Below are 18,778 nucleotides of genomic sequence, written 5' to 3'. Positions count from 1 at the left end.
GGGACGCCGCAAGTACGTCCGTGTAGGCTTGGCCGCCGCATCCATGCGGCGGACACCCCCGCAAGCCCCACCCGCCCGACCCTGGACACATCGCGCGCGTGCCAGCCGCGAAGGGATTACGGGGTAGGGCAAAAACAAGCGCTTCCACGCGTGGCGTGGATCTACTGGGTGCAGCTGTTGCATTGGACGTTGAGTCCGCCTTGTAGCGAGCCGAGCACCGCAGGTCCGGCGAGGGCGAAGAGGCGCGGGTGTCTGAGCGCAGCGAGTTCCCGCGCCGTCCCTCGACGGGCCGAGGAGCGCAGGGAACCGGTGCGTAGCACCGGCTCGCGGCCGGCGGAGCGTTTCTTTTGGTTACTTTTCTTTTCGCGAAAAGAAAAGTAACGCGCGACCCAACGTCAGTGGCACGCAACGTCAGCCGCAAGGCAGAAATCAACCCAGCATCTCCAGCCCGCGCACTTCGGTGATGCCCAGCCCCGGCACGTCGCTGATGCTGATCTCCGATTCGTTGAAATGCACGCCGCCGCTGACCGGATCGAACTGGCCCAGCGAGGGGCCGTCCAGATCGACCTTGGTGATCACATCGCTCTTGGCCACGGCCAGGTGCACGGCGGCGGCCACGCTGATGCTCGATTCGATCATGCAGCCGATCATGCACGGCACGCCGTAGATGCCGGCAATGTCGGCGATGCGGATCGCGTTGGACAGGCCGCTGGTCTTCATCAGCTTGATGTTGATGATGTCGGCCGCGCGCTGCTGGATCAGGTCCATCACCTGGCTCGGGCTGAACACGCTCTCGTCGGCCATCACCGGCGTGTTGACGCGGTCGGTGACGTACTTCAGGCCGCTGATGTCGGCCGCTTTCACCGGCTGCTCCAGCAGTTCAAGCACCACGCCGGCGTCTTCCAGGGTACGCATCGCATGCACTGCCTGCTTGGCGGTCCAGCCCTGGTTGGCGTCCAGGCGCAGCAGGGCGCGGCCTTCCACGGCGGCATGGATCGCCTTGACCCGTTCGATGTCCAGGCCGATGTCCTTGCCGACCTTGATCTTCAACGACTCGAAGCCGCGTTCGATCGCCGACAGCGAGTCGGCCACCATCTTGTCGATGTAGTCCACGCTGATGGTGATGTCGGTGGTGATCACCGGGTCGCCACCACCGAGCATCTGGTACAGCGGGGCGCCGTGCAGCTGCGCCCACAGGTCGTACAGCGCGATCTCCACCGCCGCCTTGGCGCTGGTGTTTCGCTCCATCGCGGTCTGCACCAGCGTGCACAGGTGGTTGAGGTTGACCACGTCCTGGCCGATCAGACGCGGGGCGATGAAGTGGCGGATCGCTTCGATGATCGAGCCGTGCGTATCGCCGGTGATCACGGCGGTGGCCGGGGCTTCACCATAGCCGGTGTTGCCGGTGTCGGTGCGGATCAGCACCACCACGTCTTCCACGGTTTCCACCGTGCGCAGGGCGGTCTTGAACGGTGTCTTCAACGGCACGCGCAGCATGCCCAGTTCGATGGCGGTGATCTTCATTCAGGAGTCTTGGCCCGCAGGCGCTGGATGTTGGTGATGCGGTCGATGTAGCGGACGGTATCGCTGGCCATCATCGGCTCCAGCGGCGTGACCGAAACACCATTGAGATGGGCCTGCACGCGCGTGCCGTCGGCACCGAACCAGCTGCCGCCCGCCGTATCGTGGATCACCCACGTACGACCGTCGACGTGGCCGATGGCCATCATCACGTGGCCGGGGATGTAGACCAGATCGCCGACCTTCAGGTCGGTGACGGCACGGTCGCGCAGTGCCTTGCCGTCCTTGCCGGTGAACGGCAGGCGATCCAGCGCCGGGCTGACCGCCTGTGCACTGGTATTGCGTGGCAGCAGCACGCCGAAGCTGCGGTAGATCTCGGAGACGAAACCGCTGCAGTCGCGGGTGTCGTAGTCGTGGCCCCAACCGTAGCGCTCGCCGAGGAACTTGAAGGCCTGCTGCAGCAACAGGCGCGGGGTCAGGGCCAGGTAGTCGGCGGCGGTGTCCTGCGAGCGCGGCAGCAGGGCCGGTACCAGTTTCAGGCGACCATCTGCCTCGCGTACCGGCAGCTGCACCACCCACGATGCGTGCGCCTGCTGGCCGTTCACCGGTTCTGACGCGGGCCAGTCGGCCAGCACCGGCAGGCGCACGCCCATGTCCAGCTGCAGGCGCGAGACACGCGGTTCTTCCGGGGTGTAGGCGGTCTGCGCGGTGGCACCGGTGATGATCCGGTAGGGTCCCTTCGCGCCGTAGCCGAGCACCGTGGCCTTGTCGCCGCTGGCGATGGCGTCGGCTTCGATCCACGCGCTGTAGCGCTCGCTGTGCACGAACAGCCAACGGCCGTCGGCACTGCGGTGGACCACGGCGACCTTGTCGCCGGGGAACAGTGCCGATTCCTGGAAGCGGTCGATGTCGGTGTCACCGACGGTGCTGAAGACGCGCTCGCGGGTGGGGAAGGTGCGCAGTGCGGCACGCTTCACCACCAGCCCGTAGGCCGGTGCCACCTGGGCGGGAATCGCATCAAGGCCGAGGTTGGCTTCGATCGCGCTGCGCAGGGCCGGCGCGATGGGCGTGCCCTTGTCGCTGTAGAGGGTGCGCGTGGGCCAGCTCGACAGCGCGGTGATGCTGGCACGCACCGTCGCCCCATCAAGCTGGGCTGGCAACGCCGCGATGTCCTGGATGTGGCTGTCCTGCGCCCGCATCCGTGCGTTCTGTGCCTCGATCTGCGCGCGATCCAGGATCGGCGCATCGGCGTTGTCCAGACGCGCCGCCCAGTACTGCGGCGTCAGGTAGGCCTCGTGCAGGCCGATCACATAGGGCAGCGGTGCGCCGGGATCGGGCGCCGGGGCGGCCTGTGCAAAGGCCGGTGCGGCCAGCAGGCACAGGGCCAAGGTCAAGCGGCGCGGCCAATGCCGGTGCCGTTCGCGGGAAGCCAGGCTCATGCGGTGCACACCCTCCTCGAATGCCTTGTGGAATATTTATTCCTTTCGGCATCGAAAGCAAGAATAAATTATTGACCGGCATCCCGGCCCGTGTTACACAGCCGTTACCACCCGCGCTGGGGAAGTGTCGCTGTGGATCCTGCCATTCGCAAACCGCGTCTGCCTGCTGCTGCCGGCCTGTGTGCCGCGCTGCTGCTGTGGGTGTCGGTCACGCAGGCGGCAGACGGGCGCAGCAGCCAGCAGCGTGCGCGCCAGGCGCAGGTGATCGACCTGATCGACGGCGGCCGCTTCAGCGACGCCGATGCGTTGCTGGCGACAGGGAGCGATGCTGCCGAAGGCGCGTTCCAGCGTGAGCGCATGCGCCGCATCCGCCTGGATCTTTCCCTCGACGAAACCGCCGCCAAGTCTGCCGTGCGCCGCTGGATTCCCGACCTGACCGACGAGGAATTCGCGCGCTGGGACCAGCTTGGCCTGATCGAGCATCTCGATATCGATGGCGAGCGTTGGTACTTCAAGCGCGCACCGTCGAACCTGTTCCTGCTCAGCGACGAAGCACGCGCACGCCGCCGTGCGGATGCACCGATGCCGCCTCCGGGGCCCAACGAAGTGCTCAACGCGCACCACGCGCGCGTGCTTGCCGCGGCCGAACAGAGTGGCCGGGCGTCGGTGCTGCCGCAGCGTATCGAATTCACCCAATCGCTCACGGTGAAGGCCGATGCCGTGCCGGCCGGCGAGACCGTGCGTGCCTGGATTCCGTACCCACGCGAGATCCCCGGCCAGCAGGAGCAGGTGCAGTGGCTGGGCAGCAGCCCAGGCAAGGCGCGGGTGGCACCGGCCAGCACCTTGCAACGCACGGCCTATCTGGAAGCCAAAGCGGTGGCCGGGCAGCCGACCCGCTTCGAGATCCGCTACGCGGTCACGATCTTCGCCCGGCATACCGCGATCGACCCGGCCGTGGTGCAACCCACCCCGGCCTATACGGCGTTGAAGCCGTATCTGGCCGAGCAGCTGCCGCATGTGCGCTTCACCCCTGCGTTGAAGCTGTTCTCCGACCAGGTGCTGCAGGGCGAGACGCGCCCATATGAAGTGGTGCGCAAGCTGTTTGCTGCGGTCGACCGTATTCCCTGGGCCGGTGCGCGCGAATATTCCACGCTCAGCAACATCAGCGATTACGCGCTGCGTTCCGGCCATGCCGATTGCGGGCAGCAGACCCTGCTGCTGATCGCGCTGCTGCGCCTGAACGGCATTCCCGCGCGCTGGCAGTCGGGCATGGTGTTCTCCGACGATGGCAGTCGCTACAACAACCTGCATGACTGGGGACAGGTCTACCTGGCGCCGTATGGCTGGCTGCCGATGGACGTGACCACCGGCGCACTGGCCAGCGATGTGCCGGCCTTGAGCAACTTCTACCTGGGTGGCCTCGATGGCTACCGCATCGCCTTCAACGATGATTTCGGCCAGCCCCTCGTGCCGGCCAAGCAGCACTTCCGCTCGGAAACGGTCGACTCGCAGCGCGGCGAGGCCGAGTGGGCAGGCGGCAACCTGTACTTCGACCAATGGAGCTACGACTTCCAGTGGCGGGTACTGCCAGCCAGGCAACGCTAGCGCGACACATCGCATTCCACACCATTCAATTCTTGCAGGAGAGAGCAGGGGATGAAGGCTTACAGCATCAAGCGGGCGGCGTTGTGCGTCGCTCTCGGGGCGTGTCTGGGCGTGATCGCGCCCAGCGCATTCGCACAGGATGGTTCAGTGGTCGGCCGGCTGGTCAGCGATGCCGGCCAGGTACCGGCCGGTGCCACGGTGACCGTACGCAACCCGGCAACGGGCTTCGTGCGCTCCGTGCAGGCCGAAGCCAACGGCAGCTACCGCATTCCGCTGCTGCCGGTCGGCACCTATGAGATGGAGGTGAGCCTGCCCGGCGGAGGGGCCAGCCGTGTCGGCCAGGTGACGGTCAGTCTCGGCAGCGCGACCACGGTGAACGTGCCGCTGGGTGCGGTCAGTACCTTGGGCACGGTCGAAGTGCGGGCGCCGCAGGTGGTGTCGATGGTGGATGTGAAGTCCACCGAGTCGGCCACCAACATCACCCGCGAGGAACTGTCGCGCCTGCCAGTGGACCGTGACATCACCGCGGTGGCGCTGCTCGCGCCGGGCGCGGTGAAGGGCAAGGGGTCGCTGGGCGGGCAGGGCATTTCCTTCGGCGGTTCGTCGGTGGCCGAGAACACCGTCTACATCAATGGCCTGAACGTCACCGACTTCTACAACCGGGTCGGCTTCTCGTCGGTGCCGTTCTCGTTCTACCAGGAATTCCAGGTCAAGACGGGCGGCTACTCGGTGGAGTTCGGGCGCAGCACCGGCGGCGTCATCAATGCGGTGACCCGCTCGGGCAGCAACGATTTCAAGGCCGGTGCCGAACTGGTGTTCGAGCCGCGCGCGTGGCAGTCGCAGGCACGCGACCGCTACGACGGCAGCGGCAGCCGCTACATCACCGCCAGCCGCGACGACTACAGCCGCAGCGCGCTGAATGTGTTCGCTTCCGGTGCGCTGGTGCAGGACCGCCTGTTCTTCTTCGGCATGTACGAGGCGCGCGACTACCGTCCCACCTCGACCAATGATGCCGGCACGCGCCTGAGCCAGGGCAAGGCCGATGATCCGTTCTGGGGCGGCAAGATCGATTGGCAGATCACCGACAACCAGATGCTGTCGCTGTTCGGCTTCTCGGACAAGAGCAAGACCCTCACCGACGTCTACGCTTACGACTACGCCACGGGGCAGACCGTGGGCGAGCGCAGCAACCAGATCTACAACACGGTGGGTGGCAAGAACTGGTCCGGTACCTACAGCTGGCAGGTCAACAACGACCTGACCATGAAGCTGATGTACGGCGAGAACAAGCGCAACCGTGTGCAGAGCTCGTTGATGGACCAGAACTGCAACCGCGTGTTCGACAACCGCACGGCCGGCCAGGGCGTGCCGCCGTCGCTGCAGGGCGACCGCAGCTGCACCAGCAGCTCGCAGCTGGAGTCGGCGCTGGACACGCGCAAGGCCGCGCGCGCGGACTTCGAATGGACGTTGGGCAACCACCTGCTGCGGTTCGGCCTGGATCGGGAAGAGAACACCTCCGATTACAGCCGCGCCTATCCGGGCCCGGGCGGCTTCCGCTACGACATCTACTACCGCACTCCCGGCAGCTCGCTGAACGGTGGCGTGGTGCCGGCCAGCGGCGTGGTCGTGCGCACCCGTCGCTATGAAGTGGACGGGGCCTTCGAGACGATCAACTCGGCCTACTACCTGGAAGACAACTGGCAGGTGACGCCGAATCTGCTGCTGAACATGGGCCTGCGCCTGGAAGCCTTCGACAACAAGGGCGGCGACGGCAGCAGCTACATCAAGATCGACGACATGCTGGCCCCGCGCCTGGGCTTCTCCTGGGACGTGCGCGGCGATGGCACGACCAAGGTGTTCGGCAACCTGGGCCGATACTTCCTGCCGGTGGCCAACGTCATCAACATCAAGCAGGCCGGTGGATTCCTCGACGAGCGCACCTGGTACGAGTTCCTCGGCTACACCGGCGCAGCCAACAACATCCCCAACCTGGGCGCGCAGATCGGCCCAGTGGACAACTCGCAGGGCGACGGCAGCGTGCCGGACCTGCGCGCGGAAGTGAACCGGGACATGGACCCGGTCTACCAGGATGAAGCGATCCTGGGCTTCCAGCAGATGATCAACGAGGCCTGGTCGGTAGGCGCCAGCGTGACCTACCGGCGCCTGCACAATGCCATCGATGACATGAACATCACCGCGACCGGCCAGTGTGGTGCCATCGACGGCGTGTGGATCATGGGCAACCCGGGGCGCACCAACACCGTGTGGGGTGACACCGACTGCGACGGCCGCAACGATGGCTGGATCAGCATCGACACCTCGAAGGAAGGTTGGGCGCTGTATGACGACAACGGCAATTATGTCGGCCAGCGCGGCTGGGTGAAGCCCAAGCGTGACTACAAAGCGCTGGAACTGCAGGTCGACCGCGCGTGGGACGGCAAGTGGGGCTTCAACGCCTCCTACACCCTTGCATACGGTCGCGGCAACGCAGAAGGCCCGGTCAACTCCGATACCGACTTCGCCGATGCCGGTCGCACCGAGAACTTCGACAATCCGTGGGTGAACTACGGGGGCTATGGCTACCTGGCCAATGATCGCCGCCACCAGTTCAAGTTCCGTGGCAGCTACGCGCTGACCGAGAACCTCAGTGTGGCGGCTACGCTGGGCGTGCAGTCGGGCAGCCCGATTACCCGCTTCGGCGCCGGCAATCCGTTCGACGACACCGACTTCCACAGCTACTACGTGTGCGTGTCCAACTGCCAGGCGACGGTTCCGTCCCAGCGCGTGTTCGTGCATTCGCCACGCGGTGGCGATGGCCGCACCCCCTGGACCTATGACCTGGACGTGAGCGTCTCGTACAAGGTGCCGATTCCCACCGATCTGCGCCTGAAGCTGGCGGTGTACAACGTGCTCAACCAGCAGCGCGTGGTGACCGTGGACCAGGACTACGAGCCGCAGGACAGCATCGGCACGCCGAACCCGCTGTACCGCTACGGCACCGGCTTCCAGTCACCGCGCTATGCGCAGTTGACCGTGACATGGGCCTATTGAAGCCCGCACGGCAGGCTCGAAACTGCGTCTGCGCGGCGGCGCTGGCGGTGTTCCCGGTTGCGGTGGCACAGACCACCGCGACCGCCTCCCTCGATGCCGATGTCGCTGCCGTCGTCCAGCTCGAGCACCTGCCCGGGCTGGCGATGGCGGTGGTCGACAACGGGCAGGTGGTCTATCGCCACGCCGAGGGCGCGCGTGGCGATGGCGGCCGCATCGACGAGGACACGTTGTTCAAGATCGCCTCCAACAGCAAGGCGATGACTGCTGCACTGCTGGCGCGGCTGGTGCAGCAGGGCAGGCTGCGCTGGGATGATCCAGTGCAGCGGCATCTGCCGGGCTTCCGCATGCACGATGCGTGGGTGGGCCAGCAGATGCAGGTGCGCGACCTGCTGATCCACAACAGCGGCCTGGGCCTGGGCGCCGGGGACCTGATGCTGTGGCCGGAACCGAACGCGTTCACCCGTGCCGACATCATCGCCGCATTGGCGCATCTCAAGCCGGTCAGCAGCTTCCGCAGTCACTATGCCTACGACAACCTGATGTACGTGGTGGCCGGTGAAGTGGCCGCTGCGGCGGGCGGCAAGCCGTATGACCAGCTGATGCGCGAGCAGGTGTTCGAACCACTGGGCATGACGCGCTGCCAGGTGGGGGCGTGGTCGGTGAAACGCGTTGGCAACGTAGCGCAGCCGCATGCCTGGCGTGGCGAACGCAATGAAGTGGTGAACGCCGATGGTGAAACCAGCCCGGACGTGCCGTCGATGGCGGCCGGCGGCATCCGTTGTTCGTTGCGCGACATGACGCGCTGGATGCAGGTGCTGCTCGATCCCACCCTGGCGCCCGGCTGGCTGGACACGGAGCAGCGCCGCACGCTGTGGACCCTGCACATGCCGATGCCGCTGGGTGAACGCCAGCGGCGCTGGGACAACGCGCACTTCTACGGCTACGGCTATGGCTGGCGCGTGTCCGACATGGACGGCCAGTGGAAAGTGGCGCACACCGGCACGCTGTCAGGCATGTATTCATCGCTGGCGCTGCTGCCTGACCGGAAGGTGGGCGTGGTGATGCTGATCAACGGCGAAGGCGAGGACGCACGCATGGCCCTGATGCAGGCCGCGCTGAAGCGCTTCACCGCAGCGGACGATGCGCGTCCGGCGATGGACTACCTGGCCGAACTGAAGGCTGACCAGGCAACGCGGGCCGCGACCGGCCATTCGCGGCCATCCACCGCGGCGGCGCAGGAGACGAGCCGCACGGACCTGTCCCGCTGGCAGGGCCGCTACCGCGATCCGTGGCTGGGCGCGGCCTCGCTCTGCCCGGGCAAGGACGGCCTGCGTTTCAGCGTGGACAAGTCGCCCCGGCTGCAGGCCACGGTGCTGCAGCTGCAGGGGCGCTGGCTGCTGCGCTGGGATACGCTGGGCGACGAGGCGCAGGCGTGGTTGCAGCCAGGCGAAGCCCCGGCACCGACGCTGGACCTGCGCGCCATCGACCCGGACATCGACTTCAGCTATGACTTCCAGGACCTGCATTTCACTCGTACTGGCGACTGCGCTGGCGGCGACCACCCGCGCCGCTGAGCCACCGCGCGTTTCACCGGCAGCCGACGCGGCCAGCGCCGGACTGGTGGAGATCCGCACGTTGTCGCCGCGCATCGACCTGGACATCCGCTACGCCGGTGCCAACAACTTCACCGGTGCGCGCGTGCCCGGCTACGAGGCGCCATCGTGTTATCTGCTGGCGCCGGTGGCGAAGGCGCTGGCACAGGTGGAACAGGACCTGCGCGGCGATGGCTTCGGCCTGCGCCTCTACGACTGCTACCGGCCGGTGCGTTCGGTGCAGGCCTTCATGGCCTGGGTGAACGATCCGCGCGAGCGCTCGCGCAAGGCACAGCAGTACCCGGACCTGGACAAACCACGGTTGCTGGCCGACGGCTACATCGCCGAGCGCTCTGGCCATAGTCGTGGCGCCACGGTTGATCTGGGCCTGCTGGATTGCCGCAGCGGTGCATGCACGCCGCTGGACATGGCCACCGACTTCGATTTCTTCGGTCCACGCGCGCATACGCAGGCAAGCGGATTGAGCGATGCGCAACAGGCCAATCGCCAGCAGCTGGTGCGCGCGATGGCGCGGCGGGGCTTCGTCAACTATCCGCAGGAGTGGTGGCACTACACCCTGCAGCCCGAACCGGATCCCGGCACCGCGTACGACGTCCCGGTACGGTAGGGGCATCGGCAGGGCTGCGCCCCGCCTCTGACAGTTTCCCGCGTGGTCCGTTGTAGAGCCGAGCCCATGCTCGGCTGCTCCTTGTTCAATCGTCGAGATATTCGATTTGGATGGAGATTCATCCACGCATGGCGTGGATCCACTGTGGCTGCCGATTGGGTCCGGCGCAGATCCCTTACACTGGCCGCCTTCTCATCCCAGCCCACCCGATGAACCTTCCCCTGCACTTCGGCCTGCTCGGCACCCTGGAAGCCGGCGCCATCGCCCTGCTGGTCGGGCTGCTGGTGTACTTCGTGTGGTCGCGGCTGTGCCGGCTGCTGCACTGGTCGGTGGGACATGCGATCGGCTGGTCCTGCGTCATCTCGGTGGTGGCCTCCGCTGGCATCGATGCGTGGAAGCTGTTCTACATGGGCATCGTGCGACTGGAGTCGCCGCTGTACGCGCGCCTGTTCCTGGCCACCATCCACGATCCGAACGAGCTCGGCAGCCGTGTCGTGCTGGAAATCGCCGGCGCGCTCGCCGGTGTCGCCTTGGGATGGGTGTTGTTCAGTTCGCGGTCATTGGAAAAAACCGTCGACTGACGCAGGTTTTTCGTTGCCTGCCGGTTAAATGCAGAGGCGTTGAATGCGCATCTTATGAGCCGCTCACTCCTCGCTAACCAGCGCGCTAAAGCATGCGTGGATGCGAGTGGTTAATCGTGCGTGTGGAGGCCGGTCGCGGCCCAAAATCGATTCAGAAACGCGGTGGCAGGGTAGGTGCCGTGCGGAAACAACAGGCCGCGCAACACCACCCAATATGCAGGAGACACCCCTGATGACTATTCGCAACCGCAAGCCCCTGATCGCCCTGATCGTCGCCGCTGGCAGCGTGCTGGCCATTCCGGCGATGGCCCAGTCGGCCAAGCAGCAGGCCGCACATGCGCAGAATGAAGCGGCGCAGGCCCAGCAGGCGGCAGCACAGGCCGGGCAGGCGGCTGACCAGGCGACCGATGCGGCCGCAGCGGCCTCGGCGCAGGCCAACGGTGGTGGCCAGACCTGGGCCAGCATCGATACCGATGGCAACGGCACCATCAGCAAGACCGAGGCGCAGGTGAACGCCGGCCTGGCCCAGGTGTTCGACCAGGCCGATACCAACAAGGACGGCGAGCTGAGCGCCGACGAGTACAAGGCCTACGTGGCCGCGCAGCAGGCCGGTGCGGGTGCCGGCGCGGCGCAGGGCCGCTGATCCAGACCTGATTCGGGAAGACCGGTGCATGGGGACCCGGGCGGCTGCGGCCGCCCGGGTTTTTCTCGTCATCGCCACCCCTGTATCCTTGGCCGATGAACACGTCCACGCCTGCGCCGTCGCGCGCCATCGGCCTGGTCGGTTTTGACGGTGACGACACGCTGTGGAAGAGCGAGGACTACTACCGCAAGGCCGAGCAGGATTACCTTGACCTGCTGTCGCGCTATGTCGACGTGCACGACACCCAGACCGCGCGCCACCTGCTGGAAGTTCAGCAGCGCCACCTGGGCACCTTCGGCTACGGCGTGAAGAGCATGACCCTGTCGATGATCGAAGCGGCCATCGACATCACCGGCCAGCGCATCGAGGCCAAGGACATCCAGCGCATTCTGGATATCGGCCACGATACCCTGCGCCACCCGGTGGAACTGATCGACGGTGTGCGCGAAGCGGTGGCGGCCATCGCCGAGCACTACCCGGTGGTGCTGATCACCAAGGGCGATCTGTTCCACCAGGAAGCGAAGATCAAGGTCGCCAACCTGGCCGAGCTGTTCCCGCGCATCGAGATCGTTTCCGAGAAGGACCCGGAGACCTACGCCCGCGTGCTGGCCGAATTCGACCTGCCGATGCAGCGCTTCGTGATGGTCGGCAACTCGCTGCGCTCGGACATCGAGCCGGTGGTGACCCTGGGTGGCTGGGGCGTGCATACCCCGTACGCGGTGACCTGGGCCCATGAGACCCAGCACGGCGTGGCCGACGACGAACCGCGCATGGTCACCGCCGATACCGCCCACGACTGGCCGGCCGCACTGGCGGCGATCGAGGCCAAGGCCGCTGCGGCGGCCTGACAGGGCCCGGCAGGTGCGGCAGAATCGTGGCATGAACGTTCGACTGCGCGCGCTGTTGTTGTTCCTGCTGCTGGCGCCGGCCACCGTGCTGGCCCAGCAGACCGCCGAGCGTTCGGCTGCGTATGAGGTGGCAACCGGTGACCGCTGGATCGATGCCCAGTTGCAGGACATCAACCATTACGCCGAACGCTACCCCGATGCCTTCCTCGATGAAGTGTCGCGCTACGCCGATGTCCCCCGCGGCTACATCAATGCGCTGTTCACCACCCATGGCTGGCAGGCCGGGGATATCTATTTCGCCTGCTTCTGGGCCAAGGCCAGCGGCCAGACCTGCCGCGACAGCGTGCGCGCCTTCAGCCAGGACCCGGAGGGCGGCTGGGAAGCGGTGGTGAAGCGCATGCCGGCCAAGCCGGACAACCTGCATTACCGCGCTGTGCGGCATGCCATCGTGGCCAGCTACCAGCACTGGGACCGGCCGATCACCCTGGATGCCACCCTGAAGCGGCAGTTGAAGCGGTAGTGCCGGCCGTTGGCCGGCAACTGCACCGTTACAGGCATCAGGAGGTTGCCGGCCAGCGGCCGGCACTACCCGGCCATGTTGCTCTGCGTATCGCCGCCGCCGCGCGCTCCGGCGACAATACGGGTCCGAGCTGTTCCCCGTTCCCGTAATCGAGTGACTGATGAGCGCCTCTTTCGTTTCGCCTGATGTGATCCGCCGCCTGTTCGCGCAGGCCATGTCCCGCATGTACCGCACCGAAGTGCCGCTGTACGGCACGCTGGTGGAACTGGTGGAGCGGATCAACGCGCAGGTGCTTGCCCAGGACCCGGCACTGGCCGCGCAGCTGCAGCGCAACGACGAGCGTGCGCGCCTGGACGAAGAGCGCCATGGCGCGATCCGCGTCGGCACCGCGCAGGAGCTGGCGACGCTGCGCCGCCTGTTCGCGGTGATGGGCATGTACCCGGTCGGCTACTACGACCTGTCGGTAGCCGGCGTGCCGGTGCACTCCACCGCGTTCCGCCCGCTGACCGGCGCCGCGCTGGCGCAGAATCCGTTCCGCGTGTTCACCTCGCTGCTGCGCCTGGAGCTGATCGAAGACGAAACCCTGCGTGCCGAGTCGGCGAAGATCCTGGCACGCCGCCGCATCTTCACCGACGGCGCACTGGCGCTGATCGACCAGGCCGAGCGTGACGGTGGCCTGTCGCAGGCCGATGCCGAGCGCTTCGTCCACGAAGCACTGGAAACCTTCCGCTGGCACGGCGATGCCACGGTCGATCTGCCGACCTACCACGCGCTGCACAATGCGCACCGCCTGGTGGCCGACGTGGTCAGTTTCCGTGGCCCGCACATCAACCACCTGACCCCGCGCACGCTGGACATCGACGCAGCGCAGGCGGCAATGATCGAGCACGGCATGGCGGCCAAGGCGGTGATCGAAGGGCCGCCGCGCCGCGCCTGCCCGATCCTGCTGCGCCAGACCAGCTTCAAGGCGCTGGAAGAGGCCGTGCATTTCCCGGATGCGGACGGTGGCGATGCCGGCACCCATACCGCGCGCTTCGGCGAGATCGAACAACGCGGCCTTGCGCTCACCCCGAAGGGCCGCGCGCTGTACGACCAGCTGCTGTCGCAGGCACGCGATGCCGGTGGCGAAGGCAGTACCGGTGGCGACTACGGGCAGCGCCTGCAGGCGGTGTTCGCCAGCTTCCCGGATGACCATGACACGCTGCGCCAGGAAGGATTGGGCTACTACCGCTACCAGCTGACCGACGCCGGCCGCGCCGCGCCGGAACGCGTGGCCGATCTGCCTGCCGAAGTGCTGGTGGCCGCCGGCCTGGCCACGGCCGATCCGATCGTCTACGAGGATTTCCTGCCGGTCAGTGCCGCGGGCATCTTCCAGTCGAACCTGGGCGGCGAAGAACAGCGCGCGTATGCCGCGCACGCCAACCGCGAGGCTTTCGAGCAGGCGCTGGGCGTGGCGGTGAATGACGAGTTCGAGATCTACGAGCGGCTGCAGGCTGAGTCGCTGGCGGCGCTGCGCACCGCGTGAAGGTAGAGCCGGGCGCTGGCCGGCTGTAGGGGAAGCCGGCCAGCGGCCGGCTCTACCCGATGTCCGGACCTGGGGTCAGCCCTTCATCGTGCCCGTATCCAGCCAGCGCTGGTGCCACGACAGTGCTTCGGGCAACAGGTGCGGGGTGTGCTTGCCGTAGCTTTCGCGGCTGGCACGGTCGAAGTAATCCTGCAGCTGCGGGCGGAAATCCGGGTGCGCGCAGTTGTCGATCAGCACCTGCGCGCGCTTGCGCGGGGTCAGGCCACGCAGGTCGGCCAGGCCCTGTTCGGTGACGATCACCGACACGTCGTGCTCGGTGTGGTCGACATGGCTGGCCATCGGCACGATCGCCGAGATGGTGCCGTTCTTGGCAGTGGACGGGCTCAGGAACGCCGACAGGAAACCGTTGCGGGCGAAGTCACCCGAACCGCCAATGCCGTTCATGATCCGCGTGCCCATCACGTGCGTCGAGTTGACGTTGCCGTAGATGTCCACCTCGATCATGCCGTTCATGCCGATGCAGCCCAGGCGGCGCACCAGTTCCGGATGGTTGGAGATCTCCTGCGTGCGCATGATGATGCGCTCGCGGTAGAAATCGATGTTCTCCTTGAACGTCTCGTTGGCCTGCGGGCTCAGCGCGAAGCCGGTACACGAGGCGTAGCTCAGCACGCCATCGCGCAGCAGGTCGAGCATGCCGTCCTGGATCACTTCGGTGAACGCGGCCAGGTCGCGGAAACCGCTCCTGGCCAGGCCGGCCAGCACGGCGTTGGGGATGTTGCCCACGCCCGACTGCAGCGGCAGCAGGTTCGGCGGCAGGCGGCCCTTCTTCACCTCGTGCTTGAGGAACTCGATCAGGTGCGAGGCGATCTGTTCGCTGGTCGCATCGATCGGACTGAACGGGCTGTTGCGGTCCGGGCCGTTGGTGCGCACCACGGCCACGATCTTGTCCGGGTCGCAGCGCAGCGCGGTGTCGCCGATGCGGTCGTTGGCGTTCACCAGCGGAATCGGCTTGCGGTGCGGTGGCAGCGCGGTGCCGTAGTAGATGTCGTGCATGCCGTCGACGCCGGCCGGCTGCCATTCGTTGACCTCGACGATCACCTTCTTGGCCAGGTCCAGCCAGGTCTTGTTGTTGCCGACCGAGGTGGAGGGCACCAGCGAGCCATCTTCGCGGATGGCCGAGACTTCGATCACGGCGGTATCGATCTCGCCGTAGAAGCCGAACCACACGTGCTGGGCGACGTGGCTGAGGTGGATGTCGATGTAATCCAGCTTGCCCTCGTTGATGCGGTTGCGCGCATCCGGATCGCTCTGGAACGGCATGCGCATGGCGATGCCATCGGCCTTGGCAAGCGCGCCATCGAGTTCCGGCGCGGTGGAGGCGCCGGTCATCAGCTTGATCTGGAAGGGCTGGCCCTGGGCGTGCACCGCTTCGATGCGGCGGGCCAGTTCCACGGGAACGGCCTTGGGATACCCGGAGCCGGTAAAGCCGCTCATGGCCACGGTTTCACCGGGCTGGATCAGCGCGGCTGCGGCCTCGGCGGAGACCACGCGGTCACGAAGACGCGCGTTGGCGATGCGATCAACAGACATGACGACAGTGTTTCTGGGGGGAAACCCGATTATCGGCCATCCTCATCCGTACGGGGGGTTCTACCTTCGTGGAATGGCTTTTCCCCACCGGGGTCACCCATACCCACCGGTTTTGTTTTGCAGTGCAGCGTGCAAAGTGCTTTCACAGCCCGCACGATGGCCCTGCATCCCGACGTGGGGGAGGGAGCAGAGCCCGCTGGCAGTTCGCTGCAAGCGGGCTTTTTTATTGCCTGCCGCCCAGAATGAATGCGCGGCACCCCTTCGGGGTCGGATCCTTTTGCCAAGGGCAAAAGGCTCTGACCCCAGCAGCGGCATCAACCGGCGGCACCTCGGGGTCAGAGCCCTTCGCCGTTGGCAAAGGGATCCGACCCCGCGAGAATCAGCGCATGACCCTCGCCACCGCTGACCTGCCCGCCACCCTGCAGCCCCTTGTCGACCGCGCCCTGGCGCGCCTGGCCCAGGTCCTGCCCGAGCCCGTTCCGGCCGAGCTGCTGCCGCTGCTGACCCGGCTGGCGGTGGCCAGCGACTTCGCGCTGGACACCCTGGTGCGGCAACCGGCGCTGCTGGCGCAGCTGGCCGCGCCCGGCTGCCCGCCGATCCCGGCGCCGGTGCTCGATCCGCTGCAACCCAGCGACTGGCCGGCACAGCTGCGGCGCTGGCGCACCGCGATGTCCACGCGGCTGATCTGGCGTGACCTGGCCGGGCTGGATGACGTGGCGCAGACCCTGGCTGGTGCCACCACCCTGGCCGAGGATTGCCTGCGGCTGGCGCTGGACGCCCTGCAGCAGGAATTCGCACAGCGGCACGGCGTGGTCCGTGATGGCGCAGGCGTCCCCCAACAGCTGGTGGTATTCGGCCTGGGCAAGCTCGGCGGTGGCGAGCTCAACTTCAGTTCCGATATCGACCTGGTCTATGCGTACCCGCAGGGCGGCGAATCCGACGGTCCGCGCGCGCTGGCCGCCGAGGAATATTTCGCCCGCCTCGGCCAGCGCCTGGCCAAGCTGCTGGACGAAACCACGGTCGATGGCTTCAGCCACCGCGTCGACCTGCGCCTGCGCCCGTTCGGCAGCGCCGGTCGCGTCGCGCTGTCGTTCGCGGCGATGGATCAGTACTTCCAGCGCGAAGGCCGCGACTGGGAGCGCTATGCGTGGCTGAAGGCGCGCGCGGTGGCCGGCGATATCGACGCCGGCGAAGCGTGGTTGCAGACCCTGCGCCCATTCGTATACCGCCGCTACCTGGATTTCACCGCGCTCGACGGCCTGCGTGAGATGAAGGCGGCGATCACCGCCGAAGTCGCGCGCCGCGAGCTGCACGAAGACATCAAGCGCGGCGCCGGTGGCATCCGCGAAATCGAGTTCCTGTGCCAGGCGCTGCAGCTGATCCGCGGTGGCCGCGAGCCCGCGCTGCGCGAGCGCCGCCTGCTGGTGGCACTGGACGCGCTGGTGTCCGCCGGACAGATTGCGCCCGACGATGGCGCTGCGCTGCGCGAGGCCTACCTGTTCCTGCGCCGGTTGGAGAACCGCCTGCAGATGCTGCGCGACGCGCAGACCCACGTGCTGCCCAGCGACGCGCTGGACCGCGCGCGCATCGCCATCGGCCTCGGCTACCCGGATTGGGAGGTACTGCGCGCGGCACTGGCCGAACAGCAGCAGCGGGTCAGCACCGAATTCGCCGCGCTGCTGGCCCCGCGCAAGGGCCAGGCCGCGCCCGACGCGCTGGCCAACTACTGGCGCAGCCTGCCCGAGGGCAGCAACGCGCCGTTGCTGGCCGAAGCCGGTTTCCTCGATGCCAATGGCGCAGACCAGTCGCTGCGCGATTTCGCCCAGGGCACCGGCGTGAAGTCATTGTCCGATGCGGCGCGTGCGCGGCTGGATCGCGTACTGCCCGCGTTGCTGCATGCGGCCACGCGTTCGCCGCAGCCCGATGCCGCGCTCAAGCGCGTGCTCGGCCTGCTGCAGGCGGTGCTGCGCCGGACCAGCTATCTGGCGCTGCTGGACGAACAACCGAGCGCGTTGGCGCGTCTGGTCGATGTGCTGGCGCGCAGCGCGCTGCTGGCCGAGCGGCTCGCCGCGTACCCGCTGTTGCTGGACGAACTGCTGGACGTGCGCGTGTCCGGACCGATGCCCGATGCGGCCGGCATGCTGGCCGAGTGCCAGCAGGTGCTGGCGGTGGAAGATCCCGAATCGGCACTGCGCTGGCTCAACGAGACGCGGCTGGCGCTCAGTTTCCGCATGGCGATGGCCACGCTGGACGGCCGCCAGGGCGCGGTGGACAGCACGCGGCAACTGGCCGAACTGGCGCAGGCGGTGGTGGTCACCGTGCTGGCGATGGCCGAGGCGGACATGCGCGCCGCGCACGGCGCGATTCCCGGTGGACGTTTCGCGATCATCGGCTACGGCAGCCTCGGCGGGCTTGAACTGGGCTTCGGTTCCGACCTGGACCTGGTATTCCTGCACGACAACCCGGCCGGCGTGGAGGCCAGCGACGGCGCGCGTCCGCTGGAGCCGGGGCGCTGGTATGCGCGGCTGGCGCAGAAGGTGATGGCGCTGCTCGGTGCGGTCACCGCCGCCGGCCGCCTGTACGACATCGACGTGCGCCTGCGCCCGGATGGCGGCAAGGGGTCGCTGGTGTCTTCGCTGGCCAGCTACACCGAGTACCAGCGCGAACGTGCGTGGACCTGGGAACACCAGGCGCTGGTGCGCGCGCGTGGCGTGGCCGGCGATGCCAGCCTGCTGGCCGATTTCGAGCAGGTGCGTGCACAGACGCTGGGGCGTGAGCGCGACATGGGTGTGCTGTATGCCGACGTGCTGAAGATGCGTGGGCGCATGCGCACCGAACTGGACCGCAGCGACGCCGCACGGCTGGACCTGAAGCAGGGTGCGGGCGGCGTGGTGGACCTGGAATTCCTGCTGCAGACCGGTGTGCTTGCGCGCAGTGCGCGGCACGTGGCGTTGCTGCAGCCGCGCGATACGCCGTCGTTGATCGATGCGTTGGCGGTTGCGGGCTTCCTGCCCGATGCCACCGCGCAGGCGCTGCATGGCGCGCACGCCACGCTGTTGGACGTGGGCCTGGCCTGCACGCTGGACCGCCGCCCGCGGCTGGCCCCGACCACGCCGGCGATTGAAGAGGCGTGTGCAGCGATTACGGCGGCGTGCAGAGCGGCAGAGCTGCCGTTCGCCTGAGTGCCGGATGGCGGAGGACTGCAGTTGGTAGCCAACCTTGGTTGGCATGAATG

The 18,778-nt window shown here is 67.1% G+C and carries 13 protein-coding genes; 10 read left to right on the top strand and 3 right to left on the bottom strand.

The window, feature by feature from the left end; all coding sequences use genetic code 11:
- Nucleotides 1–429: 429 nt before the first annotated feature.
- Both AC5P6H_RS13380 and AC5P6H_RS13375 read right to left on the bottom strand, forming a co-directional pair.
- Nucleotides 430–1,524, bottom strand: coding sequence for a dipeptide epimerase (locus AC5P6H_RS13380; protein ID WP_495202750.1), 1,095 nt, complete (start codon nt 1,522–1,524; stop codon nt 430–432).
- The gene (locus AC5P6H_RS13375; RefSeq protein ID WP_126411641.1) at nt 1,521–2,960 is read right to left on the bottom strand and encodes a C40 family peptidase; all 1,440 of its coding nucleotides are present in this window, start codon (nt 2,958–2,960) and stop codon (nt 1,521–1,523) included. Before AC5P6H_RS13375 ends, AC5P6H_RS13380 begins: the two co-directional genes overlap by 4 nt.
- Before the next feature lie 132 nt (nt 2,961–3,092).
- Here AC5P6H_RS13375 and AC5P6H_RS13370 point away from each other — a divergent pair, with 132 nt between their 5' ends.
- The 9 genes from AC5P6H_RS13370 to hglS all read left to right on the top strand — a co-directional run bounded on the left by AC5P6H_RS13370 (nt 3,093) and on the right by hglS (nt 13,953).
- Nucleotides 3,093–4,565 carry a transglutaminase-like domain-containing protein gene (locus tag AC5P6H_RS13370; RefSeq protein ID WP_495202749.1) on the top strand — a complete coding sequence of 491 codons (1,473 nt, stop codon included), beginning with the start codon at nt 3,093–3,095 and terminating at the stop codon, nt 4,563–4,565.
- 51 nt (nt 4,566–4,616) lie between these two features.
- Entirely contained in the window at nt 4,617–7,616 is a 3,000-nt protein-coding gene (locus AC5P6H_RS13365; RefSeq protein ID WP_164166856.1) for a TonB-dependent receptor, read from the top strand.
- Nucleotides 7,604–9,190 (top strand): serine hydrolase, encoded by a 1,587-nt coding sequence (locus AC5P6H_RS13360; RefSeq protein ID WP_495202748.1) that lies wholly within the window; start codon nt 7,604–7,606, stop codon nt 9,188–9,190. The genes AC5P6H_RS13365 and AC5P6H_RS13360 overlap by 13 nt, the downstream gene beginning before the upstream one ends.
- Nucleotides 9,123–9,836, top strand: a complete 714-nt coding sequence (locus AC5P6H_RS13355; RefSeq protein ID WP_049441432.1) for a M15 family metallopeptidase — start codon at nt 9,123–9,125, stop codon at nt 9,834–9,836. The genes AC5P6H_RS13360 and AC5P6H_RS13355 overlap by 68 nt, the downstream gene beginning before the upstream one ends.
- 209 nt (nt 9,837–10,045) lie before the next feature.
- Nucleotides 10,046–10,417: a hypothetical protein gene (locus AC5P6H_RS13350; RefSeq protein WP_046428249.1), complete on the top strand. Its 372-nt coding sequence runs from the start codon at nt 10,046–10,048 to the stop codon at nt 10,415–10,417.
- Nucleotides 10,418–10,649: 232 nt separating this feature from the next.
- Nucleotides 10,650–11,060 (top strand): EF-hand domain-containing protein, encoded by a 411-nt coding sequence (locus tag AC5P6H_RS13345; protein WP_014035758.1) that lies wholly within the window; start codon nt 10,650–10,652, stop codon nt 11,058–11,060.
- A 95-nt stretch (nt 11,061–11,155) separates the two neighbouring features.
- Nucleotides 11,156–11,908: an HAD family hydrolase gene (locus AC5P6H_RS13340; RefSeq protein ID WP_049397778.1), complete on the top strand. Its 753-nt coding sequence runs from the start codon at nt 11,156–11,158 to the stop codon at nt 11,906–11,908.
- A 31-nt stretch (nt 11,909–11,939) separates the two neighbouring features.
- Entirely contained in the window at nt 11,940–12,428 is a 489-nt protein-coding gene (locus AC5P6H_RS13335; protein ID WP_495202747.1) for a hypothetical protein, read from the top strand.
- 160 nt (nt 12,429–12,588) lie between these two features.
- Entirely contained in the window at nt 12,589–13,953 is a 1,365-nt protein-coding gene (gene hglS / locus AC5P6H_RS13330; protein WP_197606666.1) for a 2-oxoadipate dioxygenase/decarboxylase HglS, read from the top strand.
- Nucleotides 13,954–14,028: 75 nt separating this feature from the next.
- On the opposite strand, the gene scpC is transcribed toward hglS, so the two are convergent.
- Nucleotides 14,029–15,543 (bottom strand): succinyl-CoA:acetate CoA-transferase ScpC, encoded by a 1,515-nt coding sequence (gene scpC / locus AC5P6H_RS13325; RefSeq protein WP_032960979.1) that lies wholly within the window; start codon nt 15,541–15,543, stop codon nt 14,029–14,031.
- 386 nt (nt 15,544–15,929) lie between these two features.
- Between scpC and glnE the strand changes: the two genes are divergently transcribed.
- The gene (gene glnE / locus AC5P6H_RS13320; RefSeq protein WP_495202746.1) at nt 15,930–18,725 is read left to right on the top strand and encodes a bifunctional [glutamate--ammonia ligase]-adenylyl-L-tyrosine phosphorylase/[glutamate--ammonia-ligase] adenylyltransferase; all 2,796 of its coding nucleotides are present in this window, start codon (nt 15,930–15,932) and stop codon (nt 18,723–18,725) included.
- The last annotated feature ends 53 nt before the right edge of the window (nt 18,726–18,778 follow it).

It is taken from the genome of Stenotrophomonas sp. YJH_SMC_110 (genome assembly GCF_059369255.1).
The sequence above is the reverse complement of the archived record's forward strand: the minus strand, read 5'-3'. Positions and strand labels throughout refer to the sequence as shown.